Annotated in this window: 24 protein-coding genes; 23 read left to right on the forward strand and 1 reads right to left on the reverse strand. The window is 61.1% G+C overall.

Features of this window, described 5'->3' with window-relative positions:
• Positions 1 to 158 precede the first annotated feature (158 nt).
• The 4 genes from ACQ4WZ_RS03175 (at position 159) to ACQ4WZ_RS03190 (ending at position 5,549) form a co-directional block, all read left to right on the forward strand.
• Complete coding sequence (locus ACQ4WZ_RS03175) at positions 159 to 2,093, forward strand: glycosyl hydrolase family 18 protein (protein ID WP_436572558.1); 1,935 nt, start codon at positions 159 to 161, stop codon at positions 2,091 to 2,093.
• A 78-nt stretch (positions 2,094 to 2,171) separates the two neighbouring features.
• Positions 2,172 to 3,218 carry a cupin-like domain-containing protein gene (locus ACQ4WZ_RS03180; RefSeq protein WP_436572559.1) on the forward strand — a complete coding sequence of 349 codons (1,047 nt, stop codon included), beginning with the start codon at positions 2,172 to 2,174 and terminating at the stop codon, positions 3,216 to 3,218.
• A gap of 269 nt (positions 3,219 to 3,487) precedes the next feature.
• A complete protein-coding gene (gene cfa / locus ACQ4WZ_RS03185) occupies positions 3,488 to 4,675 on the forward strand; it encodes a cyclopropane fatty acyl phospholipid synthase (RefSeq protein ID WP_436572560.1) in 1,188 nt (395 codons plus the stop codon).
• Between the two features lie 28 nt (positions 4,676 to 4,703).
• Positions 4,704 to 5,549 (forward strand): LysR family transcriptional regulator, encoded by an 846-nt coding sequence (locus ACQ4WZ_RS03190; protein ID WP_436572561.1) that lies wholly within the window; start codon positions 4,704 to 4,706, stop codon positions 5,547 to 5,549.
• 115 nt (positions 5,550 to 5,664) lie between these two features.
• Here ACQ4WZ_RS03190 and ACQ4WZ_RS03195 read toward each other — a convergent pair whose 3' ends face one another.
• A complete protein-coding gene (locus ACQ4WZ_RS03195; protein ID WP_101482172.1) occupies positions 5,665 to 6,351 on the reverse strand; it encodes a Bax inhibitor-1/YccA family protein in 687 nt (228 codons plus the stop codon).
• Between the two features lie 221 nt (positions 6,352 to 6,572).
• On the opposite strand from ACQ4WZ_RS03195, the gene ndk reads away from it, so the two are divergent.
• The 19 genes from ndk (at position 6,573) to ACQ4WZ_RS03290 (ending at position 25,252) form a co-directional block, all read left to right on the forward strand.
• A complete protein-coding gene (gene ndk, locus ACQ4WZ_RS03200; protein WP_070223377.1) occupies positions 6,573 to 6,989 on the forward strand; it encodes a nucleoside-diphosphate kinase in 417 nt (138 codons plus the stop codon).
• Between the two features lie 125 nt (positions 6,990 to 7,114).
• The gene (gene rlmN / locus ACQ4WZ_RS03205) at positions 7,115 to 8,290 is read left to right on the forward strand and encodes a dual-specificity RNA methyltransferase RlmN (RefSeq protein WP_034752035.1); all 1,176 of its coding nucleotides are present in this window, start codon (positions 7,115 to 7,117) and stop codon (positions 8,288 to 8,290) included.
• 11 nt (positions 8,291 to 8,301) lie between these two features.
• Positions 8,302 to 9,078 (forward strand): type IV pilus biogenesis/stability protein PilW, encoded by a 777-nt coding sequence (gene pilW / locus ACQ4WZ_RS03210; RefSeq protein ID WP_243857986.1) that lies wholly within the window; start codon positions 8,302 to 8,304, stop codon positions 9,076 to 9,078.
• A 13-nt stretch (positions 9,079 to 9,091) separates the two neighbouring features.
• Positions 9,092 to 10,060: a helix-turn-helix domain-containing protein gene (locus ACQ4WZ_RS03215; RefSeq protein ID WP_436572562.1), complete on the forward strand. Its 969-nt coding sequence runs from the start codon at positions 9,092 to 9,094 to the stop codon at positions 10,058 to 10,060.
• A 38-nt stretch (positions 10,061 to 10,098) separates the two neighbouring features.
• The gene (gene ispG, locus ACQ4WZ_RS03220) at positions 10,099 to 11,361 is read left to right on the forward strand and encodes a flavodoxin-dependent (E)-4-hydroxy-3-methylbut-2-enyl-diphosphate synthase (protein ID WP_101482169.1); all 1,263 of its coding nucleotides are present in this window, start codon (positions 10,099 to 10,101) and stop codon (positions 11,359 to 11,361) included.
• 51 nt (positions 11,362 to 11,412) lie between these two features.
• Complete coding sequence (hisS, locus tag ACQ4WZ_RS03225; RefSeq protein WP_101482168.1) at positions 11,413 to 12,774, forward strand: histidine--tRNA ligase; 1,362 nt, start codon at positions 11,413 to 11,415, stop codon at positions 12,772 to 12,774.
• Between the two features lie 54 nt (positions 12,775 to 12,828).
• Positions 12,829 to 13,497, forward strand: coding sequence for a tetratricopeptide repeat protein (locus ACQ4WZ_RS03230; protein ID WP_133990060.1), 669 nt, complete (start codon positions 12,829 to 12,831; stop codon positions 13,495 to 13,497).
• 85 nt (positions 13,498 to 13,582) lie between these two features.
• Entirely contained in the window at positions 13,583 to 14,728 is a 1,146-nt protein-coding gene (gene bamB / locus ACQ4WZ_RS03235) for an outer membrane protein assembly factor BamB (RefSeq protein ID WP_101482166.1), read from the forward strand.
• A gap of 4 nt (positions 14,729 to 14,732) precedes the next feature.
• A complete protein-coding gene (gene der / locus ACQ4WZ_RS03240; protein WP_034752028.1) occupies positions 14,733 to 16,079 on the forward strand; it encodes a ribosome biogenesis GTPase Der in 1,347 nt (448 codons plus the stop codon).
• A 240-nt stretch (positions 16,080 to 16,319) separates the two neighbouring features.
• Positions 16,320 to 16,556: an RNA chaperone Hfq gene (hfq, locus tag ACQ4WZ_RS03245; protein ID WP_008450615.1), complete on the forward strand. Its 237-nt coding sequence runs from the start codon at positions 16,320 to 16,322 to the stop codon at positions 16,554 to 16,556.
• A gap of 114 nt (positions 16,557 to 16,670) precedes the next feature.
• The gene (gene hflX / locus ACQ4WZ_RS03250; protein WP_101484652.1) at positions 16,671 to 17,903 is read left to right on the forward strand and encodes a GTPase HflX; all 1,233 of its coding nucleotides are present in this window, start codon (positions 16,671 to 16,673) and stop codon (positions 17,901 to 17,903) included.
• A 2-nt stretch (positions 17,904 to 17,905) separates the two neighbouring features.
• A complete protein-coding gene (gene hflK, locus ACQ4WZ_RS03255; RefSeq protein WP_101482165.1) occupies positions 17,906 to 19,198 on the forward strand; it encodes an FtsH protease activity modulator HflK in 1,293 nt (430 codons plus the stop codon).
• The gene (gene hflC, locus ACQ4WZ_RS03260) at positions 19,198 to 20,085 is read left to right on the forward strand and encodes a protease modulator HflC (RefSeq protein WP_101482164.1); all 888 of its coding nucleotides are present in this window, start codon (positions 19,198 to 19,200) and stop codon (positions 20,083 to 20,085) included. Before hflK ends, hflC begins: the two co-directional genes overlap by 1 nt.
• 268 nt (positions 20,086 to 20,353) lie before the next feature.
• The gene (locus tag ACQ4WZ_RS03265; RefSeq protein ID WP_133990062.1) at positions 20,354 to 21,514 is read left to right on the forward strand and encodes an ATP phosphoribosyltransferase regulatory subunit; all 1,161 of its coding nucleotides are present in this window, start codon (positions 20,354 to 20,356) and stop codon (positions 21,512 to 21,514) included.
• A gap of 3 nt (positions 21,515 to 21,517) precedes the next feature.
• Positions 21,518 to 22,831 carry an adenylosuccinate synthase gene (locus ACQ4WZ_RS03270; RefSeq protein ID WP_436572563.1) on the forward strand — a complete coding sequence of 438 codons (1,314 nt, stop codon included), beginning with the start codon at positions 21,518 to 21,520 and terminating at the stop codon, positions 22,829 to 22,831.
• Positions 22,832 to 22,897: 66 nt separating this feature from the next.
• A complete protein-coding gene (locus ACQ4WZ_RS03275) occupies positions 22,898 to 23,443 on the forward strand; it encodes a phosphoribosyltransferase (protein WP_034752020.1) in 546 nt (181 codons plus the stop codon).
• A gap of 65 nt (positions 23,444 to 23,508) precedes the next feature.
• The gene (locus ACQ4WZ_RS03280) at positions 23,509 to 24,018 is read left to right on the forward strand and encodes a GNAT family N-acetyltransferase (protein ID WP_436572564.1); all 510 of its coding nucleotides are present in this window, start codon (positions 23,509 to 23,511) and stop codon (positions 24,016 to 24,018) included.
• Entirely contained in the window at positions 24,015 to 24,950 is a 936-nt protein-coding gene (locus ACQ4WZ_RS03285; protein ID WP_436572565.1) for a WD40 repeat domain-containing protein, read from the forward strand. Before ACQ4WZ_RS03280 ends, ACQ4WZ_RS03285 begins: the two co-directional genes overlap by 4 nt.
• Positions 24,947 to 25,252: an NIPSNAP family protein gene (locus ACQ4WZ_RS03290; protein WP_101482160.1), complete on the forward strand. Its 306-nt coding sequence runs from the start codon at positions 24,947 to 24,949 to the stop codon at positions 25,250 to 25,252. Before ACQ4WZ_RS03285 ends, ACQ4WZ_RS03290 begins: the two co-directional genes overlap by 4 nt.
• Positions 25,253 to 25,257: the final 5 nt, after the last annotated feature.

Genomic DNA, 25,257 nt, shown 5'->3' on the forward strand with positions numbered 1-25,257 from the left:
TTTAAAACCACTTGACCGCCTATTTTTTCAGCAGCATGCTGTTCTTGCAACTGCAAAAAACAGATCAAGGGTAGTTATTGACGAAGCAGAGTGGCACTCCGCAAACCTGAACAGGAGACAGCGTGGAAAATCTAATACTTAAAAAAACAATCAGGAACATGATGGTATGTCTGGCCAGTGGAGGCGTGCTGGCGGCCTGCGGTGGCGGCGGCGACGCCAGTACGCCGGCCGGCTCGCAATTGCTGGCGGCCAGCACGGTAGTCGCCTGCGTGCCATGGCAAGAGGGTGGCACCTATAATGCCGGTACGGTGGTCACTTACCTGGGCGCCAACTACACGGCCCTGGTAACGCAGACCGATCACGTGGGCTCGGGTTGGAATCCCGTCTCCACGCCTAGCCTGTGGAGCGCGGGCGGCACCTGTGATGGCGGTACCACGCCGACGCCGACGCCGACGCCGACTCCGACACCCACCCCGACACCGGTGCCAACGCCGAACCCGACGCCCACCCCGACGCCAACGCCGATCCCAACCGGCGGCACCTGCGCGCTGGCGTGGGTGGCGGGCACGGCTTACAGCGCGGGCGCCACCGTCAGCTATGCCGGCACGAATTACCGCGCCAACTACTGGACGCAGGGCAATAACCCGTCGACCAGCAGCGGCGCCGCCGGCACGGGCAAGCCATGGACCAGCCAGGAGGTCTGCAGCACCACGCCTACCCCAACGCCTACTCCTACTCCGACACCAACCCCGACGCCTACTCCTACCCCGACGCCGACGCCAACGCCAACGCCAACGCCAACGCCAACGCCAACCCCGACACCAACGGGCCGCGAAGTGGGCTCCTATTTCGCGCAGTGGGGCGTGTATGGCCGCGACTATGAAGTGGCGAACGTGCATTCCAGCGGCGTGGCCGACAAGTTGACCTTTATTAACTATGCCTTCGGCAACATCTATCCGAAAAATGGCGGCTACGAGTGCGGCATGATCACCAAGGCGGAGCCGGGCGCGACGAATCCGAATGCGCCGGACGCGGGCACCGGTGGCGATGCCGAAGCCGACTATATCCGTACGCCGAAGCGCACCGTCGATGGCCAGGCGATCCCATGGGACGCTCCCCTGTCGGGCAACTTCCTGCAGCTGAAAAAACTGAAGGCGGCGCACCCGAACCTCAAACTGTTCATCTCGCTGGGCGGCTGGAGCTGGTCGAAGAACTTCTCCGTCGGTTCGGCCACGGATGCCCTGCGCAAGCAGATGGTGCGTTCCTGCATCGATATCTACATCAAGGGCAATTTGCCGGTGCAGGGCGGGCGCGGCGGCGTGGGTGCGGCTGCCAACATCTTTGATGGCATCGACATCGACTGGGAATACCCGGTGGGCGGCGGCCAGCCGTACAACACGGTCAGTCCCAACGACAAGCGCAACTTCACCTTGCTGATGGCGGAATTCCGCAGCCAGCTCGATGCGCTCGGTGCCGCCAACGGCAAGCGCTACCTGTTGACGGCGGCCGTTGGTGCCGGCAAGGACAAGATCGACAACACGGAACCGGCCCTGTACTCGCAGTACATGGATTGGATCAACCTGATGACCTACGACTTCCATGGCGGCTGGGAAAGCAGCACCAACTTTAATGCCCAGCTGTTTGCCGACCCTGCCGATCCTTCGACGGGCATGGCACGCGAATACGTGGGAGACAAGGCGGTGCAGTACATGATTGCCGCCGGCGTGCCGCGCGACAAGCTGCTGCTGGGCATACCGTTCTATGGCCGCGGCTGGACGGGCGTGGCACCGGGACCGAACGGCGATGGCCTGTACCAGGCGGCGACGGGCACGGCGCCGGGCACGTACGAGTCGGGCATCGAGGACTATAAAATTCTCGTCGCCAAGACCGGTACGCGCTACTACCATCCCGTAACCAAGCAGCTGTATTTGTACACGGGCGCGGGCGGCCAGTGGTGGAGCTATGATGACCCGACCGTCATCGGCACCAAGGTGAAATACGTCAAGGACCAGGGCTTGCGCGGCGCGTTCTCGTGGGAACTCGATGGCGACGCGACTGGCGTGCTGGCAACCGAGGTGTGGAAGGTGCGGTAATGTTGATGTAGCGTAAGACGCGGCCGGATAGTCATGCTGTCCGGCCGTTTATTCATATAAAGACACAGGAGGCGGGCGATGGCGGCGGTATCGACATTCGGAGTCAAGCAGCTGGAGCAGAAGCAAGACGCGGAGCTGAGCCGCGAATGGCGCAGCTGGATCGCGGAAAACCTCATGCTGGGCAGCCATCCGTCGACGCTGATGCCGGTGCTGCAACAGGCCGGCATCGCTGAGCCCCTGGCGCGCCGCGAAATCGAACTTGCGTTGCACAGCCCGTATCTTGCCGGCGCCGTGCGCCTGTCGAACCGGCTGGCCAAGCGCGACTGGGTGATCGATATCCAGCGCAAGTTGAACCAGCTGCGCCCGACCGAGATTCCCCGCCGCGAGAGGCTGTCCGCGCAAGCGTTTTTAACGGAGTTCTATTCCACCAACCAACCCGTGATCATCACGGGCATGCTGGACGACTGGCCCGCCATGGCCAAGTGGAGTCCGGCCTATTTCCGCGAACATTACGGGCAGCGCGAGGTGGAAGTGCAGTTCGGCCGCGAAGCGGACGCCCAGTATGAAATGAACAGCGTGGCGCACAAGCGCAAGATGGCCTTTGGCGAGTACGCCAGCCTGGTCGAGAGCAGCGGCACGACCAACGATTTCTACATGACTGCGAACAATAATTCGCAGAACCGGCAAGCCTTGCGCGAGCTGTGGGGCGATATCGGCCAGCTGCCCGAATACCTGAAGCAGGATGGCGGTCCCACGGGCTTTTTGTGGTTTGGACCGGCAGGCACGGTGACGCCATTCCACCACGACCTGACGAACAACTTCATGGCGCAGGTGAAAGGGCGCAAGCGGCTGCGCATCATGGCCGCCTGCGAGGTGGCGCGCGTATATAACCAGCGCCACTGTTTTACCCCTGTTGACGGGCGTGACATCGACTTGCAGCGCTATCCGCTGATGGCCGACGTGCAGGTGCGCGAATGCGTGCTGGCACCGGGCGAAATCCTGTTTCTGCCCGTCGGCTGCTGGCATTTTGTCGAGGCGCTGGATATTTCCCTTACCGTGGCCTTCACCAATTTCAAATGGGATAACGATTTTTATAGTAAGTATCCGTCGAATCACGACTTTTGATCGTGCTGCCGAATGGCGCGAACTTGCCGCGAACAGCCGCCATACAGGCGGCTTTTTTCATGCTACAGAGCGCTTCATGCGCAGTAGTTTTTCACAAATAATTTATTCAAAATCATTTTGCAGCAAAATTTTTGATATGAATGGTCATGATGTTTCATTATCCAGATGCGGATGAGGGGTAGATAATTTTATTGCTGGTGCGCCACCGGGCCTCTGAGTGGACTTGCCGGCGCGCGCCAGCACCGACAACCATCTGGAGGCGGCAGGGCATGAACACGCAGCACACGACACAAGCAGGCAGGCAGTTGCGACAAACACCGGCAGGTAGTGCCGGACTCCGGCTCGACACGCGGCTGACCCGCGAAGCGGCCGAATTGCTGGCCAGGGCCGGCATCCATTTGAATGGCCGCGCCGCATGGGACATGCAGCTGCGCAAGCCTGGCGTACCCGAACGGGCTTTCGCCAGCGGCAACCTGGGTCTGGGCGAAGCGTACATGGACGGCGACTGGGATGCGAGCCAGCTGGATGAATTCTTTTGCCATCTGCTGCGCGCCAGGATAGCCGACGACGTGCGCCCCATGCGCCTGGCCTTCCACGCGCTGACTGCGCGCCTGTTCAACCTGCAGACGGAGCGCCGCGCGTGGATGGTGGGCAAGGAACACTACGACCTGGGCAACGCCTTCTACGCGGCCATGCTCGACCCGCGCATGACCTACACCTGCGGCTACTGGAAGGACGCCAGCAACCTGGCCGAGGCGCAGGAAGCCAAGCTCGATTTGATCTGCCGCAAGCTCAGGCTGGAGCCGGGCATGCGCGTGCTCGACATCGGCTGCGGCTGGGGCAGTTTCATGCGTTATGCAGTGGAAAAATACGCGGTGCAGTGCGTGGGCGTAACGATTTCGAAAGAGCAGGCCGCGTATGCGCGCGCCATGCCGGGTGGCGAGCACCTGGATTTCCGCCTGCAGGACTACCGCGACGTCAATGAAAAATTCGACCGCATCGTCAGCATCGGCATGTTCGAGCATGTGGGGCACAAGAACCACCGCACCTTCATGGAAGTGGCGCACCGCTGCCTGGAAGACGATGGCCTGTTCCTGCTGCATACCATCGGCAAGAACAAGCGCCAGTCCGCGTGCGACCCGTGGATCGACAAATACATTTCCCCGAATGGCGACTTGCCGTCGATCGGGCAGCTCGGCGACGCCATGGACGATTTATTTGTGGCCGAGGACTTGCACAACTTCGGCGCTGACTACGACAAGACCCTGATGGCCTGGCATGCGAATTTCGAGCAGGCGTGGCCGCGGTTTTCCGCCCAGTTGGGCGAGCGCTTCCATCGCATGTGGTCATATTATCTGCTGTCGTGTGCGGGCGCCTTCCGCGCGCGCGACTTGCAACTGTGGCAATGGGTGCTGTCGAAGCAGGGCGTGCTGGGCGGCTACGAGCGTGTCAGTTGATATGTGCGGCAGCTGATATCATGGCTTGATGGATATCAATCAAGCGCGCACCTTCCTGGAAGTGGCTTCCTGCGGCAGCTTCAACATGGCGGCCGAACGCATGCACGTGACGCAGACCGCCGTGAGCGCCCGCATCCGTACCCTGGAGCAGCAACTGGGGCGCCAGTTGTTCGTACGCAATAAGGCGGGCGCCCGCCTGACCTCGGCCGGCGAGCGCTTCATGCGCCATGCGGCCACCATGGTGCAGGTGTGGGAAAGGGCCCGCCACCAGGTGGCCTTGCCGCCGGGGCGCGACGACGCTGTCAGCATCGGCTGCGAATTGAGCTTGTGGCAGCCGCTGTTGGGCGACTGGTTGATACGCATGAGCCGCGATTGCCCCGAGATCGCCTTGCGTGCGGAAGTCGACAGTCCTGCGCGCTTGCTCGACGCCGTGCACGACGGCTCACTCGACCTGGCCGTGCTGTACAACCCGCCGCAGCGCCCGGGCCTGGCCAGCGAATTGCTGGCCGAGGAAAAGCTGGTGATGGTGACCACGCGCGCCGACGGGCAGATGCATGTTGATACGTATGTGTATGTAGACTGGGGGCCCAGCTTCGCGGCCAACCACCAGGCGGCGTATCCTGAGTTGAGCAGCCCGCCCGTGTCAATCTCGCTGGGGCCGCTGGCCCTCGTGTACTTGCTGGAAGTGGGTGGCGCCAGTTACTTTCGCATTGGCAGCGCGCAACCTCACCTCGATGCAGGACACTTGCACCGCGTGCGTGACGCGCCCGAATTCTCGCATTCCGCCTACGCCGTGTATGCGGCCCAGCGCGACAACCCGACGTTGGATCGTGCCCGCGCCTGCCTGTCGGCGGCGGCGGAGAAGATCAAGTAGAGACTGCAGGCGTAAAAAAGCCGACCCGAGGGTCGGCTTTTATTTTCATGCCCAGGCGCATAAAACGTTCAGGGCCAGGCGCTGCAACGCCGCCCCGGCGTTTTTGCATCAGCGCTTAGTCGCGGCTGCCGCCGGCGAAGCCCAGCAAGGACAGCAGGCTGGTGAAGATGTTGTACACGTCCAGGTAGATGCGCAGGGTGGCCGAGATGTAGTTGGTCTCGCCGCCATTGATGATTTGCTGCACGTCATACAGGATGTAAGCCGAGAAGATGGCGATGGCGACCATGGAGATCACGATCGACAGTGCCGACAGGCCCAGGAAGATGTTCGCCACCGACGCCAGGATCAGCACGATCACGCCGGCGAACAGCCATTTTCCCATGGCCGAGAAGTCGCGCTTCGAGACCGTGGCGATGGTCGCCATCACGGCCAGGATGGTGGCCGTACCGCCGAATGCCGTCATGATCAGCATGCCGCCGTTCGAGTAGCCGAGCGTACGCGTCAGGATAGGCGTGAGCATCAGGCCCATGAAGAAGGTAAAGCCCAGCAGGACGGCGACGCCCAGGCCCGAGTTCTTGGTTTTTTCAATCGCATACATGAAGCCGAATGCGACTGCCATGAAGATGATGAAACCCATGCCGCCGCTCAGCATCGGCAAGTGCATTTGCACGCCGATGAAGGCGCCCAGCACGGTCGGTATCATGGACAGTGCCAGCAGCCAGTAAGTGTTGCGCAAGACCTGGTGGCGGACTTGCTGCATGCCCCCCGACAGGTCAAAGGTGCGTTGCATGTTCTGATTCATAGTGCCTCCGTGTTGTCAATTCAAATTAGTGCTTTACCCAAGGATAGCATGAGGGTCGGAATTTGCCAAAAAAGCAGCTTAAGATTTCATTAAACAGGGGTAGGGCGGCAAGACGCCCCCTGCCTGTCTGGGTGATATGGGGTGGAGTATGGTAAAATCAAAGGTTGATTGAGTTATCAATTTACTGTTTTAAACCTTACTTTTTATTGGAGTTTTCACACATGGCAATCGAACGCACCCTGTCGATCATCAAACCAGACGCAGTTGCAAAAAACGTAATCGGTCAAATCTACACCCGTTTTGAAAACGCTGGCCTGAAAATCGTTGCAGCACGCATGACCCAACTGTCGCGCGAACAAGCTGAAGGCTTCTACGCAGCGCACAAAGAGCGCGGCTTCTTCAAGGATCTGGTCGACTTCATGGTTTCGGGTCCAGTCATGATCCAAGCCCTGGAAGGCGAAAACGCCGTTCTGGCCCACCGTGACCTGATGGGCGCGACCGATCCGAAGAAAGCAGAAAAAGGCACGATCCGCGCCGATTTCGCCGATTCGATCGACGCTAACGCCGTACACGGTTCCGACGCTGTCGAAGCTGCTAAAGTGGAAATCGCTTACTTCTTCCCAGAACTGAAGGCTTAATTGCTTTAGATAACGTTATTTCCTGGCGTTATCTGTGAAATAACTTATCACCCCCTGTTCCCGCTGCGCTGTGGAGTTTTCGCTCCTGATGCGCGCGGGGACGGATTTTTAGAATAGACATGATCATGAATACGACGACCCTCACCAACTTGCTGGACCTCGATCCCGCGCAACTCATCGCCTACTGCGCCGAGTTGGGAGAGAAACCGTTTCGTGCGAAACAATTGCAACGTTGGATACATCAGTTCGGCGCCTCCGACTTCGACGCCATGACGGACCTGGCCAAGTCGCTGCGCGACAAGCTGGCCACGCGCGCCGAAGTGCGCGCCCCGGCCATCATCAGCGACCACACATCGACGGATGGCACGCGCAAGTGGCTGGTTGACGTGGGCAATGGCAATGCCGTGGAAACCGTGTTCATTCCGGAAGAAAACCGCGGCACCTTGTGCATCTCGACCCAGGCCGGCTGCGCCGTGAACTGCCGTTTCTGCTCGACGGGCAAGCAAGGCTTCAACCGCAACCTCAGCGTTGGTGAAATCATCGGCCAGCTGTGGATGGCGGAATTCGAATTGCGCCGCACCAAGGGCATCGAGCCGGGCCCGAAAGGTGAGCGCCAGATCACCAACGTGGTGATGATGGGCATGGGCGAGCCCCTGCTGAACTTTGAGCCGACCGTCACGGCCCTGAAATTGATGCTCGACGACAATGCCTATGGCCTGTCGCGCCGCCGCGTGACCCTGTCGACCTCGGGCGTGGTGCCGATGATGGACAAGCTGTCGCAGGAAGTGCCGGTGGCCCTGGCCGTCTCGCTGCACGCCTCGAACGACGCCTTGCGCGACGGTTTGATTCCACTGAACAAGAAATACCCGCTGAAGGAATTGATGGCGGCCTGCAAACGTTACCTGGAATTCGCCCCGCGCGATTTCATCACGTTTGAATACTGTATGCTCGACGGCGTCAACGACAGCGACGAGCACGCGCGCGAACTGCTGGCGCTGGTGCAAGACCGCGAGTTCGGCGTGAACTGCAAGTTCAACCTGATTCCCTTCAATCCCTTCCCCGAGTCGGGCCTGTTCCGCTCGAAAAACCCGCGCATCAAGGCGTTTGCCCAGGTGCTGATGGATGGTGGCATCATCACCACCGTGCGCAAGACGCGCGGCGACGATATCGATGCGGCTTGCGGTCAGCTGGCGGGCGAAGTCAAGGACCGCACGCGGGTGCAGGAACGCATGGAAAAGATGACCGAGTATCAACAGAAATTTGGCGCCAATTTCGGCAAGATCGTGGAGATCCGCTCCTGATGCGGGGAAGCATGGCTTATCCTGGCGCACTTGCCGTGGCTGTTGTCAGCCTGGGCGTGCTGCTGGCCGGCTGTGCTTCCACCGCAAACAAGGAGCAAGCCGCATCTGTCGAGCAGCGCGCCGCCTTGCGCTTGCAGTTGGCCAGCGCCTATTATATGCAAGACCAGTTTGTGGTGGCTTTGGCCGAGGCAGAGCAGGCGGTGCGGCTGGTGCCGGACAACGCCCAGGTGCGCGGCATGCGCGCCCTGATTTTTGCCGCCCTGCGCCAACCTGTGGCTGCTGAAAAAGATTTTCTTTACGCATTGCGCCTCGCGCCCCACAATCCCGAGTTGAGCAATAATTATGGCCAGTTTCTGTGCCAGACCGGGCGCGCGGCGCAGTCGTTGGCATATTTCGATGCCGCACTGCAAGATGTGGCCTATGGCACGCCTGAACTTGCGCTGCAGAATGCAGCGGCGTGCAGCCTGATGATGAAAGATTACCCGCGCGCCGCTGACTACTGGCTCAAGGCGGAGCGCATCGCACCTGCTGCGGCAATGACCTATGCCGGCTTGGTGCGCGTGTATTACCAACAGCAAGACTACCGGCAAGCGGCTCATTACCTTGAGCGGCTCGGTAAAGTAGCGACAATGGAGAGCCAGACGGCCGATGTGCTGTGGCTCGGGATCAAGGTGCAGCATAAGCTCGGGGATGCGGGTGCGGAAGCTGGCCTGGGGGCGCATTTGCGCAACCACCATTCCGGCTCCCCCGAATATGCTGCTTATCAAAATGGGGCGTTTGATGAGTGAGACAGGGATACCAATGAATTCAGAGTGGGCAGAAACGCCTCAGCAGCAGCCCCAGGGCAATCTTGCGTTGGCAGGCGCACAGTTGAAGGCGCAGCGCGAAGCGCTGGGCTGGCCTGTGGAACAGGTGGCCGACCAGCTCAAGCTGGCGCCACGCCAGGTGATCGCGCTGGAAGAGGGCGACATGGCGGCCTTGCCGAACGTGGCCGTGGTGCGCGGTTTCGTGCGCGCCTATGCCAAGGTGGTGCGCCTCGACGCGGCGCCGCTGGTGGCCATGATCGAAGTCCATCCGGCGCCGGCGCAAGACCCGGCCGCGCCCGTGCGGCGTGAAATTTCCGCCACGTTTTCCGAATCGCGCTTCCCGTCGATGACGCAGCGCTCGTCGAACCAGACTCCCCTCTGGATCGCCGGCGCCGTAGCTGTCGTCGTGGCGGCAGCCTTTGGCGCCTACAAGCTCGGCTATGTGCCAGCCAGCCTGCTGTCCTCGCACGCCGAGAAAGAAGTGGCACATGCGGACGTGGGCCCCGTGGAAACAACCCTGATCAAGCCGGGCCAGGACTTGACGCCCGTGCAGACGCCGTCCGTGCCGCTGATTTCCGTGCCGCCGCCGCCAGGCAACGATACGCAGACGGGCGCGCCTGCCACCAGCGTCGCTTCAGCGCCTGCCGCTGTGCCTGCCGCTGTGCCTGCGACGCCGCCAGCGACGACGGCTGCCGTTGCGCCGGCCGAGGCCCCCGCTGCCGTGGGCGCGAATGCGCTGGTGTTGAAGGTGGAGCAGGATTCGTGGGTCGAGATTCGCCGCCCTGGCAGCACGCCGCTGATTTCGCGCATGGTCAAGGCTGGCAGCACGGAAACGTTTGATATCACGGGCCCGGCCACCCTGGTGGTGGGCAAGCCAGGTGTCGTGCAGGCAACTTTGCGCGGTGCCAAGCTGGACCTGCCGACCGTTGCGGGTGGCACGATTTCCCGTGTCAGCATCAAATAAGCGCAGTAATCGTTCAAGCAAACTCAGAAGATAATATTATGGCTACCTCGAAAACAGCGATCGGCTCCGGTCCTTCCGGCCGGCGCGACAGCCGCAAGGTGCTGATCGTGCACGGCCAGCGCCAGATCTGGGTAGGCGGCGACGCCCCCGTGGTGGTGCAGTCGATGACGAACACCGATACGGCTGACGCCATCGGCACGGCGATCCAGATCAAGGAACTGGCGCGTGCCGGTTCGGAACTGGTGCGCCTGACCGTGGACCGTCCGGAAGCAGCTGCGGCCGTACCGTATATCCGCGAGCAGCTCGACAAGATGGACATCGACGTGCCGCTGGTGGGTGACTTCCATTACAACGGCCATACCTTGCTCAACGACTACCCCGATTGCGCGCGCGCGCTGTCGAAGTACCGTATTAATCCGGGCAACGTGGGCAAGGGCGCCAAGCGCGATACGCAATTCGCGCAAATGATCGAAGCGGCTTGCAAGTACGACAAGCCGGTGCGCATCGGCGTGAACTGGGGCAGCCTGGATCAAGCCTTGCTGGCGCGCATCATGGATGAAAATGCAGGCCGCGCCGAACCGTGGCCGGCGCAAGCCGTCATGTATGAAGCGCTGGTGACGTCGGCGATTGAGAACGCCGTGCGGGCCGAAGAGCTGGGCCTGGGGCGCGACAAGATCATCCTGTCGTGCAAGGTTTCTGGTGTGCAAGATTTGATCGCCGTGTACCGCGAGCTGGCCCAGCGCTGCGACTATCCGCTGCACCTGGGCCTGACGGAAGCGGGCATGGGCAGCAAGGGCATCGTCGCTTCGACGGCGGCCCTGTCCGTGCTGCTGCAAGAGGGCATCGGCGACACCATCCGCATCTCGCTCACGCCAGAACCTGGCGGCGACCGCACGCGTGAAGTCATCGTCGGCCAGGAAATTTTGCAAACCATGGGCTTGCGCAAGTTCGCGCCCATGGTGATCGCCTGCCCAGGTTGCGGCCGCACGACGTCGACCACCTTTCAGGAATTGGCCGACAACATCCAGACGTATCTGCGCGAGCAGATGCCGGAATGGAAAAAATCGTATCCGGGTGTGGAAGCGATGAACGTGGCCGTCATGGGCTGCATCGTCAACGGCCCCGGCGAATCGAAGCATGCGAATATCGGCATCAGCCTGCCCGGTACGGGCGAGTCGCCGGCCGCGCCCGTGTTTGTCGATGGCGAAAAAGTCGTTACCTTGCGCGGCGAACGCATCGTCGAGGAATTCCAGGACATCGTCCTCAGTTATGTTAAAAGCCATTATGGCGCAGCAGCGTAGGTCGGATTAGCGCTACGCGCGTAATCCGACAATCAAGTTAAAGAGAACACTATGTCCGAAAATAAAAAAGCAGATAAGATCACCGGCGTGAAAGGCATGAATGACGTGCTGCCTGCCGACGCCCCGCTGTGGGAATTGTTTGAAAATACGGCGCAATCCGTGCTGCAAAGCTATGGTTTCCAGCAAATCCGCACGCCGATCGTGGAAGAAACGAAATTGTTCGCGCGCGCCATCGGCGCCGTGACCGATATCGTGGAAAAGGAAATGTACTCGTTCACCGATTCGATGAACGGCGACAACCTGACCCTGCGTCCGGAAGGCACGGCTGGCGTGGTGCGCGCCGTGGTCGAGCACAACCTCGTCTACGAAGGTCCGAAACGCCTGTGGTACAAGGGTCAGATGTTCCGCCACGAGCGCCCGCAAAAAGGCCGCTACCGCCAGTTCCACCAGTTTGGCGTGGAAGCCATCGGTTTCACGGGCCCGGATATCGACGCCGAGATCATCATGCTGTCGCGCCGCCTGTGGGATGACCTGGGCCTGGAAGGCATCCGCCTGGAACTGAACTCGATCGGCGACGCGGCCGAGCGCCTGCGCCACCGCGCTGACCTGATCACCTATCTGGAAAGCCATAGCGAGCTGCTGGACGAAGAAGCCAAGCGCCGGCTGCATAGCAATCCGCTGCGCATCCTCGATACCAAGAACCCTGCCATGCAGGACTTGGTGAATGGTGCACCGAAGCTGCTGGACTACCTGGGCGAGGAATCGCTGGCCCACTTCCACGGCGTGCAGAAGATCTTGAATCACAACAATATCCCGTTCACCATCAATCCACGCCTGGTGCGTGGCCTCGATTACTACAACCGCACGGTGTTCGAGTGGGTCAGCGACAAGCTGGGTGCGCAAGGCACGGTGTGCGCCGGTGGCCGCTATGACGGCATGGTGGAAATGTTCGGTGGCAAATCGACGCCAGCCGTCGGTTTCGGCATGGGCGTCGAACGTCTGGTGCTGCTGATGAAGGATGCGGCCGAACCGGAAGCGCCGGCCCAGTGCGACGTCTACCTGGTGCATCAGGGCGAGCAGGCAGGCTTGCAAGCCTTCGTGCTGGCCGAACGGATTCGCGATGCGGGCCTCGACGTTGTGCTACATTGCGCAGCGAGCAACGGCGGCGGCAGCTTCAAGACGCAAATGAAAAAGGCCGATGCCAGCGGTGCGGCGTTTGCCGTGATCATGGGCGATGATGAAATCGCCAACAATGTCGCTACGGTGAAAGCCATGCGCGAAGCCGATGCGGGCGCGCAGCAAAACACGGTACCGTTCGACGATGTCGTCGATTACGTGGTGGACCAGATCATCGGTGACCATGATTGCGGCCACGACCACGGTCCTGGCGGTCACGTGCATCACCACCATTGATTTGAAGCAAGACCGTACTACCCTCGATCAACTACTCATTAAAACTGACGACCCATGGCATACGATCACGAAGAACAAGAACAACTGGCAACCCTCAAGGCCTGGTGGCAGCGCAATGGCAATCTGACCTCCTGGGTCCTGATCGTGGCGCTGGCAGGCTATAGCGGCTGGGCTGGCTGGCAGTACTACCAGCGCACGCAAGCTGCGCAAGCGGGCCAGCTGTACGACGAACTGCAAAACGCCATCGCCGCCAAGGACACCGCCAAGGTGATGCGCGCGGCCGGCGACATGCAATCGCGTTTCAGCGGCACGGCGTATGCGCAGATGAGCGCGCTGGCCGCAGCCAAAGTGGCGTTTGACGCGAATGACCTGAAGACGGCCAAGACCCAGCTGCAATGGGTAGCCGAGCATGGCACGGAAGAGTACAAGGCCATGGCCAAGCTGCGCCTGGCGGGTGTCCTGCTGGACGAGAAAGCCTACGATGAAGCGTTGAAAGTGCTGGCGACGGCCAGCGTAGCGCAATTTGCCGGCGCCGTGGCCGACCGCAAGGGCGATATCCTCGTGGCGCAAAACAAGCTGGCCGATGCCCGCACGGCCTACCAGGCCGCGCTGGCCGCGACGGACAAGAATAATCCAGGTCGTCAATTGATCCAGGTCAAACTGGAGGCGATTGGCGGCACGGTACCGGAAGACAAGGCCAAGGCTGAGAAGGCCGCCGCCTGACAGGAACACTGATGGTTCGGCCATGCGGCGTTTTGCGCCGCCTGCCTTGCCCTTACAAGTACAAGAAAAAGGTTGGATAACACTTATGCGTGTCACTGAAAAGCTGGTAGCTGCAAGTCTGTTGGCCCTGATGGCCGGTTGCTCGTCCTGGAACCCGTTTGCCTCCAAAGACCCGAAAGTCGAACCGGCCAAGCTGGTCGAGTTAAAATCGAGCATTGCCGTACGCGACGCCTGGAAGTATTCGATCGGCAAGGCCGGCGTGTACGCCTTTACGCCTGCGCTGGCCGGCAACAGCCTGTACGTGGTCAATGCCGATGGCGCGCTGGCGCGCCTGGATGCGGCCAGCGGCCGTGAAACGTGGCGCATCAAGGCCGGCAGCGACATCACTTCCAGCGCCGGTAGCGATGGCGCGCTGGTGGCCGTGGGCGCTGCCAAGGGCGCCGTGCTGGCCTTTGATACTGATGGCAAGCAACTGTGGAAGGCACAGGCGTCCAGCGAAGTGCTGACCCCGCCAGTAGTCGGACAGGGCGTGGTCGTGGTGCGCAGCGTGGACAACCGCATCGTCGGCTTCGATGCCAAGACGGGCGAGCGCAAGTGGACGGTGCAGCGCGCCACGCCGGCACTGACCCTGCGCAATGCGCCGGGCATGGTGATGGGTGGCGCGAATGTCTACGTGGCCCAGCCAGGTGGCAAGCTGCTGGCACTGACGGCCGCCACCGGTGTGGTACGCTGGGAGATCGTCGTCAGCGAACCGCGCGGCGCCACCGAACTGGAGCGCGTCTCCGACATCGCCGGCACGCCGGTGGTGTTCGAGGGCGAAGTGTGCGCCGTCACGTACCAGGGCAAGGTGGGCTGCTTCGATGCCGCCACGGGCGTGCCCCGCTGGACCAAGCCGATCTCGTCCGATGTGGGCGTGGCCGTCGACCAGCGTTTCGTGTTTGCCGCTGACGCCCAGGGCTCGGTGGTGGCGTTCGGCCGCGAAGCCGGTCAGAGCGCCTGGAAGAATGAGGCGCTGGCGCGCCGCCGCCTGTCGACGCCGGCCTCCTTTGGCCGCAGCGTCGCCGTCGGTGACTATCAAGGTTATATCCACTTCCTGTCACGGGAAGATGGCGCATTAATAGGTCGTGTCAGTACCGACGGTAGCCCGATTGTTTCGGCTCCCGTTGTTGCCGGTTCGAATTTGATTTTTCAAACCCAATCAGGGACAGTGACCGCTCTCGCGGTCGAGTAATACAATGAAGCCGGTAATTGCACTAGTAGGTCGACCCAATGTTGGGAAATCGACTTTATTCAATCGTCTGACCCGCTCGCGCGATGCGCTGGTGGCGGATTTGCCTGGGTTGACGCGCGATCGTCACTATGGCGAAGGCCGTGTCGGCGAACGTCCCTTCCTGGTCATCGATACGGGTGGTTTCGAACCCGTCGCCAAGGAAGGCATCATGCACCAGATGGCACTGCAGACCAAGCAGGCCGTGGCCGAGGCCGACGTGGTGGTCTTCATCGTGGACGGCCGCCAAGGCCTGACCCCGCATGACAAGACCATCGTTGACTTCCTGCGCAAGAGCGGACGCCCGGTCTTGTTGGTAGTCAATAAAAGCGAAGGCATGCGCTATACGGCCGTCGTGTCCGAATTCTATGAATTGGGCATGGGCGATCCGTATGCGATCTCGTCGGCGCACGGCGACGGCGTCAACGACCTCGTCGAAGTGATGCTGGACCTCGCTTTTGCGCAGCGTCCTGATGAGCCTGAAGAGCTGGAAAAGACGGACCGCGGCATCAAGATTGCCCTGGTGGGCCGTCCGAACGTGGGCAAGTCGACGCTCATCAACACCCTGCTGGGCGAAGAGCGCGTGATCGCATTCGACATGCCGGGTACGACGCGCGACTCGATCGAGATTCCGTTCGAGCGCGATGGCCAGCAATACACGCTGATCGACACGGCCGGTATCCGCCGCCGCGGCAAGGTGTTTGAAGCGATCGAGAAATTCTCGGTGGTGAAAACCCTGCAGTCGATTTCCGAGGCCAACGTGGTGGTGCTGATGCTTGACGCGCAGCAGGATATTTCCGAACAAGACGCGCATATCGCCGGCTTCATTCTGGAATCGGGCCGTGCGCTGGTGGTGGCCGTGAACAAGTGGGATGGCTTGCAATCGCACGAACGCGATGAAATCAAGATCGATATTGACCGCAAGCTCGATTTCCTGTCGTTCGCGCAAATGCATTTCATTTCGGCGCTGAAGGGCACCAACATCGGTCCATTGATGAAGTCGCTCAACGCCGCGTATGCAGCCGCCATGTGCGACCTGTCGACGCCGAAGCTGACGCGCGCCTTGATCGAGGCTGTGGAGAAACAGGAACCACGCCGCAAAGGCTCGATTCGTCCGAAGCTGCGCTATGCCCACCAGGGCGGCATGAACCCGCCTGTGATCGTGATACACGGCAATGCGCTCGACGCCGTTGGCGATCCATACAAGCGTTATCTGGAAAAACATTTCCGCGATACGTTTGCCCTGGTCGGCACGCCGCTGCGCATTGAACTGCGCACGGGTAAAAATCCGTTTGCACGCACGCCGAGCAAGTAACGATTTCGGCTGAATTAAGTGCATATTAAGGCGCCGCAGAGATAATGCGGCGCCGACTGCCAATTCAACGGCATTTGCACGAAAATAATAAAGTGTTAATGCGCCATGCGCGACAGCGATCGTGAAAACAGGTTACAGTAGCTATGACGCATCTTTCTCTCTTTGAAAGGTGTGAGAGCACTTGAAATCAAGCGAGTCGCCTCCAATTCTTACACAACAACATAAACAAACGGAGCTGTTATGAGCAACAAAGGGCAACTGTTACAAGACCCATTCCTCAATGCATTACGCAAAGAGCATGTTCCTGTCTCGATCTACTTGGTCAATGGCATTAAATTGCAGGGCCATATCGAATCGTTCGATCAATATGTCGTATTGCTGCGCAATACAGTGACACAGATGGTGTACAAGCATGCCATCTCGACAGTGGTGCCGGCCCGTGCCGTCAATCTCAATATTGAATCTGAAGCGGAGTAAAGCGTTGAGCTTGAAGGCCCAGCGCCTTTCACCCTCCATCGCCCCCGTCCGCGCCAGCGGCGCTGATGCGTTTGCATCGGCGTCGGCGTCCGCCGCAACTTGTCTGATGCCATCATGCGCGCCGTACTAGTCGGGGTTGACTTCGGTCACAGCGACTTCGCCGCCAGCATGGAGGAACTCATGCTGTTGTCGCGCTCGGCTGGCGCTGACCCGATTTCCACCATCACGGCCAAGCGTTCCAGTCCCGATTCCGCGTATTTCGTCGGCAGCGGCAAGGCCGATGAAATTGGCGACGTCGTCGTCAACGATGGCCTGGAAATCGTCATCTTCAATCACGCCCTTTCACCTGCTCAGCAGCGCAATCTGGAAAAGCGCCTGAACGTGCGGGTGCTCGACCGTACCAGCCTGATCCTCGACATCTTCGCGCAGCGCGCCAAGAGCCACGAGGGCAAGCTGCAAGTCGAGCTGGCCCAGCTGCAGCATCTGGCCACGCGCCTGATCCGCGGCTGGACCCACCTTGAGCGGCAAAAGGGCGGTATCGGCTTGCGCGGTCCCGGCGAGACGCAGCTTGAAACGGACCGCCGGCTGATCGGCGACCGTGTCAAGGCCCTGCGCGCGCGCCTGGAAAAACTGCACAAGCAGCGCGAAACGCAGCGCCGTGCGCGCGGCCGCAATCACACATTCTCGGTGTCCCTGGTCGGCTATACCAATGCCGGCAAGTCGACCCTGTTCAATGCCGTGACCAAGGCTGGCGTGTATGTCGCCGACCAGTTGTTCGCCACCCTGGACACCACCTCGCGCCGGGTTTACCTGGGCCAGGAAGTGGGCAATGTGGTGATCTCCGATACGGTCGGTTTCGTGCGCGAATTGCCGCATCAGCTGGTGGCCGCTTTCCGCGCCACGCTCGAAGAAACCATCCATGCCGATTTGCTGCTGCATGTCGTCGACGCTGCGTCGCCGGTACGCATGGAGCAGATCGAACAGGTCAACCTGGTCTTGAAAGAGATCGGCGCCGATCATATTCCGCAAATCCTCGTGTGGAACAAGATCGATGCGGCCGGGCTGGAGCCTTCGGTGGAGCGCGACGAATATGCTACGATCAGTCGCGTGTTCGTCAGTGCGCAGAAGGGCAGCGGGCTCGACCTGCTGCGCGATGCGATCGTCGAGATGGCCAGGAAGGCGCCTCGCTCGGCCCACCTGTATCAGAACGACGAAGCACAGCAGGAAGATCAGTTGGACGGTCAGTACGACCAGCACGACCAGCACGATGGCGCCGCCCCGGACCAGGACGAAGAGCCTGGCGAGGACGATAGGATTTCCACCCACTCCCAAGTCGGAACACGATAGTTATGCTTGTCTCCCTACTCAAAAAAACAGGCTTGAAGTTGTCCCTGAACGATCCCCGCTGGGGCAATCGCAAGGACGACGGCAAGAAAGCCCAAGAAGGCAAAAAGCCCGGCGAAGGTCCGCCGGACCTCGATCAGTTGTGGCGCGATTTCAATCAGCGCCTGAATGCCTTTTTCGGACAGAAGAACCGTCCCGACAACGGCGGCAATAACAACGGTGGTGGCAGCGGCCCGCGTCCCGACATGAAGGGCGCTGGCATCACCGCCGGCGTGGTCGGCGTGATCGCCGTCTTCATCTGGCTCGCCAGTGGCGCCTTCATCGTGCAAGAGGGCCAGAACGGCGTCGTGCTCACGTTCGGCAAGTATAGCCACACTACGCCGGCCGGTTTTAACTGGCGCTGGCCGTACCCGTTCCAGACCGACGAAACGGTCAACGTGTCGCAGGTGCGCACGGTGGAAGTGGGTTACCGCCAGTCGCTGCGCAACAAGCAGGCCAGCGAGTCGCTGATGCTGACGGACGATGAAAACATCATCGACATCCAGTTCGCGGTGCAATACACGCTGAAAGATCCCGTGGCGTGGCTGTTTAACACGCGCGACCAGGAAGACACCCTGCGCCAGGTCGCCGAAACGGCGATCCGCGAAGTGGTCGGCCGCAGCAAGATGGACTTCGTGCTGTACGAAGGCCGCGAAAAGGTCGCTTACGATACGCAGCAGCTGATGCAGCAAATTCTGGACCGCTACAAGGTTGGCGCTGTCATCACCAACGTGACGATGCAGGCCGTGCAGCCGCCGGAGCAGGTGCAAGCCGCTTTCGACGATGCCGTCAAGGCTGGACAGGACCGCGAACGCCAGAAGAATGAAGGCCAGGCTTACGCCAATGACGTCATTCCAAAAGCCCGCGGCGCCGCTTTCCGCCTGATGGAGGAAGCCGCAGCGTACAGTTCGATGGTGACTGAAAACGCCGCTGGTAATGCCTCGCGTTTCAAACAGGTGCTGGTTGAGTACCAGAAGGCGCCCGTTGTCACGCGCGACCGCATGTACCTGGAAACGATGCAGCAAGTGTTCAGCAGTGCCAGCAAGGTCATGGTTGACGCGAAGACGGGCAGCAATCTGCTGTATCTGCCGCTCGACAAGCTGATCGCCCAGACGGCTGCCACCGATGCTGCCGCTGCCGCCGCCCGTGCTGCCGCGACACCCGCAGCCAATACCGTTTTGCCACAGGAAGCCATGCAGACAGTAGAAGTCAATACGCGCCGCGACAGCCGCTCTTCGCGTGAACGGGAGAGCCGCTAATGAACCGTATCGTAGCCGCCCTGATCGCGGGCTTTATCGCGATCATGCTCTTGTCCTCGACCGTGTTCGTGGTCGACCAGCGTAAGTATGCGGTCGTCTTCGCCCTCGGTGAAGTCAAGGAAGTCATCAGCACGCCGGGCCTGTATTTCAAGCTGCCGCCGCCGTTCCAGAACGTGCTGTACCTGGACAAGCGCATCCTGACGCTCGATACGCCGGAGCCGGAACGCTTCATCACGGCCGAGAAGAAGAACATCCTCGTCGACGCCTACGTGAAGTGGCGCATCGCCGACCCGCGGCTGTATTTCCGCAGCTTCGGTGGTGATGAAAAACCGGCCCGCAACCGCATGTCGCAAATCGTCAAGGCGGCGCTGAACGATGAAATCACCAAGCGCACCGTGCGCGAAGTGATCTCGGGCCAGCGCGGCAAGGTGATGGAAGCGATCCTGGCGAAGGTCTCGGCGGAAGCCAAGGCCATCGGCGTGGAAATCGTCGACGTGCGCCTGAAACGTGTCGATTACGTCGAGCAGATCAACAACTCCGTGTACGAGCGCATGAAGTCCGAGCGCGTGCGCGTGGCCAATGAGCTGCGTTCGACCGGTTCGGCCGACTCCGAGAAAATCCGCGCCGACGCCGACAAGCAGCGCACCGTGATCCTGGCCGAAGCGTATCGCGAAGCCGAGAAGATCCGCGGCGAGGGCGATGCCAAGGCGTCGCAAATCTATGCGGAAGCGTTTGGCAAGAATCCGGAGTTCTACAAGTTCTACCGTAGCCTGGAAGCCTACCGCGCCACCTTCAAGGACAAGGGCGACGTGATGGTAGTCGATCCGAGTTCGGAATTCTTCAAGTACTTCAAGGGTAACGGCACGGCCGCTCCGTCCAAGAAGTAAGGCAGCATCGAGACTGCACCTGGCCGCAAGGACGGGTGGCAGCAGCGGGGCCGGCATCGACGTCGGCCCCGTTTTTTTGTGCCCGTCTAGTTGTTGCGGGAAGGCGTAAAATGCGGTGTTTTTAGGGCTGTGTGGCAGCTATTCGGAGAACTTGTCCCTAAAGGCCCGTGTTTTCGCGTAAAATATCAGGTTCGGCCTCTTGCCTGGCGCGCTCGCCGCTGCCTCGCATGATGCATTTTTTCAACTTTCTTCCGTATCTCGCTCCCTCATGCCGAATTGGCTTTTGCCCGAAAATATTGCCGATGTTCTGCCGTCGGAAGCGCGCAAGATCGAAGAGCTGCGCCGCCTCATGCTGGATAATTTCCGTCTGTACGGATATGAACTGGTCATGCCGCCGCTGCTCGAGTATCTGGAATCGCTGATGACTGGCGCTGGCAAGGATACCGACCTGCGCACGTTCAAACTGGTCGACCAGCTGTCGGGCCGCATGCTCGGCCTGCGGGCCGACATGACGACGCAAGTGGCGCGCATCGACGCTCACCTGCTGAACCGTGCCACCGTGACCCGCCTGTGCTATGCCGGCAGCGTGCTGCATACCCGTCCGTCGGGTCTGCATGCCACCCGCGAACCGCTGCAGATCGGCGCCGAAATCTATGGCCACGCCGGCCTGGAAGCCGATGCCGAGATCCAGGAACTGGCGCTCGCTTCGCTGGCACTGGCCGGTTTTGACTCTGTCCGCCTGGATTTGTCGCACGTCGGCCTGTTGCGCGCTATCATTGCGCAAGACGCCGCTGCCGTGCGCGACGAGGCTGCGCTGTACACCTTGCTGCGCGCGAAAGATGCGCCGGGCCTGCGTGCGCTGACTGCCACCTACGATCCCGTCACGCGCGATGCTTTGCTGGCCTTGCCGAATCTGTACGGCGACATCGACGTGCTGGCGCGTGCGCGCCAAGTGCTGCCGCCGTTGCCGGGCGTGCTGAAGGCGCTGGCCGAGCTGGCCGCGCTGGCAGGATCCGCCCTGGGCCGCGCCGAAGTGGCGATCGACCTGGCCGACCTGCGCGGCTACCAATATGAAAGCGGCGCGATGTTTGCGCTGTATGTACCTGGCTTGCCGAACGCGGTTGCGCGCGGCGGCCGTTATGACCACGTCGGCGAAGCGTTCGGCCGGGCTCGTCCCGCGACCGGCTTCTCGCTCGATTTGCGCGAACTGGCGCGCCTGTTACCGACCGCGGAACGGAAGCATTCGATCCGCGCGCCGTGGGGCAGCGCGCCAGAATTGAAGGAAAAAATCGCCGAGTTGCGCAAGGCGGGCGAGGTCGTGATCCAGAGTATGCCGGGTCACAGTAATGAACAAGACGAGTTCGAGTGCGATCGCGTGCTGGTACTTGCCGATAATGGTAGTAGCTGGATTCTTAAAAACTTAGGTTGAGTGATGTCAAAGAAAATTATGGCAAAGAACGTCGTTGTCATCGGCACCCAATGGGGCGATGAAGGTAAAGGCAAGATCGTCGATTGGTTGACCGATCACGCCCAGGGTGTGGTGCGCTTCCAGGGCGGCCACAATGCAGGCCACACGCTGGTCATCGGCGGCGTGAAAACCGCGCTGCAACTGATCCCTTCGGGCATCATGCGTCCAGGCGTAGCCTGCTACATTGGTAACGGCGTGGTCGTTTCCGTGCCGGACGTGCTGCGCGAAATCGACAAACTCGAAGCTGTGGGCGTCGAAGTCGCCTCGCGCCTGAAAGTGTCGGACGCTGCGCCCGTGATCCTGCCGTACCACACCGCGATCGACCTGGCGCGTGAAGCCAAGCGTGGCGATGCGAAGATCGGTACCACCGGCAAGGGCATCGGCCCGGCCTATGAAGACAAAGTGGCGCGCCGCGCGATCCGTATCGCCGACCTGCTGAACGAGAAGCGCTTTGCCGAAAAGCTGGCCGAGAACCTCGATTACCACAACTTCGTGCTGGAAAACTACCTGAAAGCACCGAAAGTCGACTATCAGAAGACCCTCGACGACGCGCTGGCCTATGTGCCGCGTCTGCGTCCCATGGTCACCGACGTGTCGAGCGCGCTGTACAAGGCGCACAAGGCCGGCGCAAACCTGCTGTTCGAAGGCGCGCAGGGTTCCCTGCTTGACGTCGACCACGGCACCTATCCGTTCGTCACCTCGTCGAACTGCGTGGCCGGCAATGCCGCTGCCGGTTCGGGCGTAGGCCCAGGCATGCTGCACTACATCATGGGCATCACCAAGGCTTACACGACGCGCGTCGGTTCCGGTCCTTTCCCTTCGGAATTGCCAACGGATGCAGGCGTCGGCCATCACCTGGCGCAAGTGGGCCATGAATTCGGCACCGTGACGGGCCGCGCCCGCCGCTGCGGCTGGTTCGACGCCGCCTTGCTGCGCCGTTCCGTGCAGATCAACGGTGTGACGGGCATGTGCCTGACCAAGCTGGACGTGCTGGACGGTATCGAAACGCTGAAACTGTGCACTGGCTACACCATCGACGGCGTGGCCACGGACATCTTCCCATCGGGCGCTGAAGAAGCCGCACGTTGCGTACCGGTGTACGAAGATATGCCAGGCTGGACGGAAAGCACGGTCGGCGCGAAATCGCTGGCTGCCTTGCCGGCGACGGCGCGCGCTTACATCAAGCGCATCGAAGAACTGGTCGGCGTACCGGTGGACATGGTTTCGACCGGTCCGGATCGTGAAGAAACGATCGTGCTGCGCCACCCATTCGAGTAAGCTGCTGGACACAATCCGCCGCAAGGCGGATTTTTTTAATCACGCCAATAATAAGATTTCACTATCATGACTACCCCACAATCGAACGATCAACATCTCTGGGTCAACTGGGAAGAGTACCACCGCCTGATCGAGCGCCTGGCGCTCAAGGTCTACGAATCAGGCTGGAAGTTTGACCAGGTATTGTGCCTGGCGCGCGGCGGCGTGCGTCCTGGCGACGTGTTCTCGCGCATTTTTGATTTGCCGCTGGCCATCCTGTCGACCAGCTCCTACCGCGAAGACGCGGGCACCGTGCGCGGCGACCTCGATATCGCCAAGTACATGACCATGACCAAGGGTCCGCTGGCTGGCCGCATCCTGCTGGTCGACGACCTGGCCGATTCCGGCGTCACCCTGGACAAGGTCACGCGTCACCTGAAGGAAAACTTCCCTGACGTGACCGAAGTCAAATCGGCCGTGATCTGGCTGAAAGGCTGCTCCGTCGTGCGTCCAGACTACTTCCTCGACGAATTGCCGCACAACCCGTGGATCCATCAGCCGTTCGAAGACTATGACGGCCTGCGCCCGCACCAGTTGGCGGCATGGATCAAGAAGGGCGAAGCAGGCAAGTAATTGCGTGCGCGCTTGCAAAAAAAAGACGATCGTGTATCGTCTTTTTTTTCGTCCAAGGAAATGCGATGACCATACTGACGACGGCGCGGCTGCGCCTGGAACCGATCACCGAAAACCACTACGAGCGCATGCGCACTCTCAACACCGATCCCGAGGTGATGACTTATCTGAACGCGGGCCAGCCCGAAACGGAAGAGGATACGCGCGCTGCCGTCACGCGTCTGGTAGGTCGCTGGGCCGAATGGGGCTATTCGTGGTGGGCCTTGATCCGTCTCGACGATGGCGAGATGGTGGGGATGGCGTGCCTGCAGCATCTCGATGGCGACAAAGCCAGGCCGCATGAAATCGGCTGGCGTCTGGCCCGCACCGGCTGGGGGCAGGGCTATGCCAGCGAGGCGGCCGCCGCCATCGTCGCGCATGCCTTCGACGTCGTCGGTGCGCCTGAAGTGGTGGCCGTGGCGCACCCGGACAATGCCGCCTCGATCAAGGTCATGACGCGTTTGGGCATGCAATACGCGGGCATGGAACGCCACTACGACATCGATAGCGTCGTGTACCGTCTGGCGCGCCCATGACGGCAAGGCCGAAGCCCCTGAAGCTCGGTTGCAGCTACGGCGTGCGCTTTTCGCCCGATGGCACGCGCCTGGCTGTGCTGGGGCGCGACCTGGTCTTGTGGGATGTGGCGGCACGGCAGAAACTGTGGCGCGGCAAGTTCATCGCGCACATGTCGGGCATGGCGTTTTCGCCCGACGGCAGTCAACTGGCCATCAAGAGCACGACGGGCCAGATGGCCGTGGTGGATGCGCAGGCGGGCCAGCTGCTGCTGAACTTCCGGAACAAGAAGGATGGCGAAGGCTGCGGCCCCGCATGGTCGCCGTGCGGGCGATATCTGGCCGATGGCGGCTGGGATGGCAGCCTGCGGCTGCGCGAAGCGCAAACGGGCGAGGTGCTCTTCACGCAGGTGCATGCTGGCGAGATGCTGCGCGCCATACACACGATCGACGCCGTCGATGGCGGGCGGCGTTTACTGGTACTGCACGGCGTCAAATCGGTGGACGAGGGGCTGCTGCAGCCGCCCGACTACTGCAGTGTGTGGGACTGGCCCCTGCGGACGGGCGGCGGGAGGGTAGTGCTGTCGCTGCCAGGCCTGATGTCGTGCGCGCCGTCGCCAGATGGGGAATATCTGGCCGTGCTGCACCACGCGGGCGGCACGGAATTCCTTTCCATGTACGCGCTGGCCGACGGCTGTTGCCTGGGCAAGGTGCCCGTGGAGGCGGGGGGCGGCACGGGCAACGGCTTGCGCTGGCTGCCCGACGGCAGCGCGCTGGGCCGTATCGGCAAGGGCAAGCTGCTGTTTTACGGCTGGCCGGGGCTCGGCGTGCTGGCACAAGACGCTTTTACGTATCCCTGCGCGCTGGACTTTTTGCCTGGCTCGCCACTGGCCGCCATCGGCTCCTGGGAAGCGGGCATGCTGATGGATGTGAACGTTTATAAGGAAACCGCATGATCACCTGTTATTTGCGCTACATCATCGACCCGTACAAACTGACGGAATTCGAAGCCTACGGCAAGCTGTGGATACCGCTGGTCGAACGCTTCGGCGGCCAGCACCACGGTTACTTTTTACCGTCCGAAGGCACCAGCAACGTGGCCCTGGCCATGTTTTCATTCCCCAGCCTGGCCCTGTACGAGCAGTACCGCAGCGACTCGATGCAGGACGCCGAGTGCCAGGCCGCTTTCCGCTACGCGGAGGAGACGCGCTGCATCGTCAGCTACGAGCGCAGTTTTTTCCGCCCCGTGTTTGCCTGAGTCGC

Source organism: Janthinobacterium darwini, from assembly GCF_051380905.1.
Lineage (GTDB): Bacteria > Pseudomonadota > Gammaproteobacteria > Burkholderiales > Burkholderiaceae_D > Janthinobacterium.

Bases quoted from the DNA above. Each gene is read 5' to 3' on its own strand.
- ACQ4WZ_RS03275 (WP_034752020.1), top strand. From the start codon at position 22,898: ATGACTACCCCACAATCGAACGATCAACATCTCTGGGTCAACTGGGAA.
- ACQ4WZ_RS03270 (WP_436572563.1), top strand. From the start codon at position 21,518: ATGTCAAAGAAAATTATGGCAAAGAACGTCGTTGTCATCGGCACCCAA.
- ispG (WP_101482169.1), top strand. From the start codon at position 10,099: ATGGCTACCTCGAAAACAGCGATCGGCTCCGGTCCTTCCGGCCGGCGC.
- ACQ4WZ_RS03190 (WP_436572561.1), top strand. From the start codon at position 4,704: ATGGATATCAATCAAGCGCGCACCTTCCTGGAAGTGGCTTCCTGCGGC.
- pilW (WP_243857986.1), top strand. From the start codon at position 8,302: ATGGCTTATCCTGGCGCACTTGCCGTGGCTGTTGTCAGCCTGGGCGTG.
- hflK (WP_101482165.1), top strand. From the start codon at position 17,906: ATGCTTGTCTCCCTACTCAAAAAAACAGGCTTGAAGTTGTCCCTGAAC.
- ACQ4WZ_RS03285 (WP_436572565.1), top strand. From the start codon at position 24,015: ATGACGGCAAGGCCGAAGCCCCTGAAGCTCGGTTGCAGCTACGGCGTG.
- ndk (WP_070223377.1), top strand. From the start codon at position 6,573: ATGGCAATCGAACGCACCCTGTCGATCATCAAACCAGACGCAGTTGCA.
- ACQ4WZ_RS03265 (WP_133990062.1), top strand. From the start codon at position 20,354: ATGCCGAATTGGCTTTTGCCCGAAAATATTGCCGATGTTCTGCCGTCG.
- ACQ4WZ_RS03290 (WP_101482160.1), top strand. From the start codon at position 24,947: ATGATCACCTGTTATTTGCGCTACATCATCGACCCGTACAAACTGACG.
- hflC (WP_101482164.1), top strand. From the start codon at position 19,198: ATGAACCGTATCGTAGCCGCCCTGATCGCGGGCTTTATCGCGATCATG.
- rlmN (WP_034752035.1), top strand. From the start codon at position 7,115: ATGAATACGACGACCCTCACCAACTTGCTGGACCTCGATCCCGCGCAA.
- ACQ4WZ_RS03180 (WP_436572559.1), top strand. From the start codon at position 2,172: ATGGCGGCGGTATCGACATTCGGAGTCAAGCAGCTGGAGCAGAAGCAA.
- ACQ4WZ_RS03280 (WP_436572564.1), top strand. From the start codon at position 23,509: ATGACCATACTGACGACGGCGCGGCTGCGCCTGGAACCGATCACCGAA.
- ACQ4WZ_RS03195 (WP_101482172.1), bottom strand. From the start codon at position 6,351: ATGAATCAGAACATGCAACGCACCTTTGACCTGTCGGGGGGCATGCAG.
- ACQ4WZ_RS03215 (WP_436572562.1), top strand. From the start codon at position 9,092: ATGAATTCAGAGTGGGCAGAAACGCCTCAGCAGCAGCCCCAGGGCAAT.
- cfa (WP_436572560.1), top strand. From the start codon at position 3,488: ATGAACACGCAGCACACGACACAAGCAGGCAGGCAGTTGCGACAAACA.
- hfq (WP_008450615.1), top strand. From the start codon at position 16,320: ATGAGCAACAAAGGGCAACTGTTACAAGACCCATTCCTCAATGCATTA.
- hisS (WP_101482168.1), top strand. From the start codon at position 11,413: ATGTCCGAAAATAAAAAAGCAGATAAGATCACCGGCGTGAAAGGCATG.
- ACQ4WZ_RS03230 (WP_133990060.1), top strand. From the start codon at position 12,829: ATGGCATACGATCACGAAGAACAAGAACAACTGGCAACCCTCAAGGCC.
- ACQ4WZ_RS03175 (WP_436572558.1), top strand. From the start codon at position 159: ATGATGGTATGTCTGGCCAGTGGAGGCGTGCTGGCGGCCTGCGGTGGC.
- hflX (WP_101484652.1), top strand. From the start codon at position 16,671: ATGCGCGCCGTACTAGTCGGGGTTGACTTCGGTCACAGCGACTTCGCC.
- der (WP_034752028.1), top strand. From the start codon at position 14,733: ATGAAGCCGGTAATTGCACTAGTAGGTCGACCCAATGTTGGGAAATCG.
- bamB (WP_101482166.1), top strand. From the start codon at position 13,583: ATGCGTGTCACTGAAAAGCTGGTAGCTGCAAGTCTGTTGGCCCTGATG.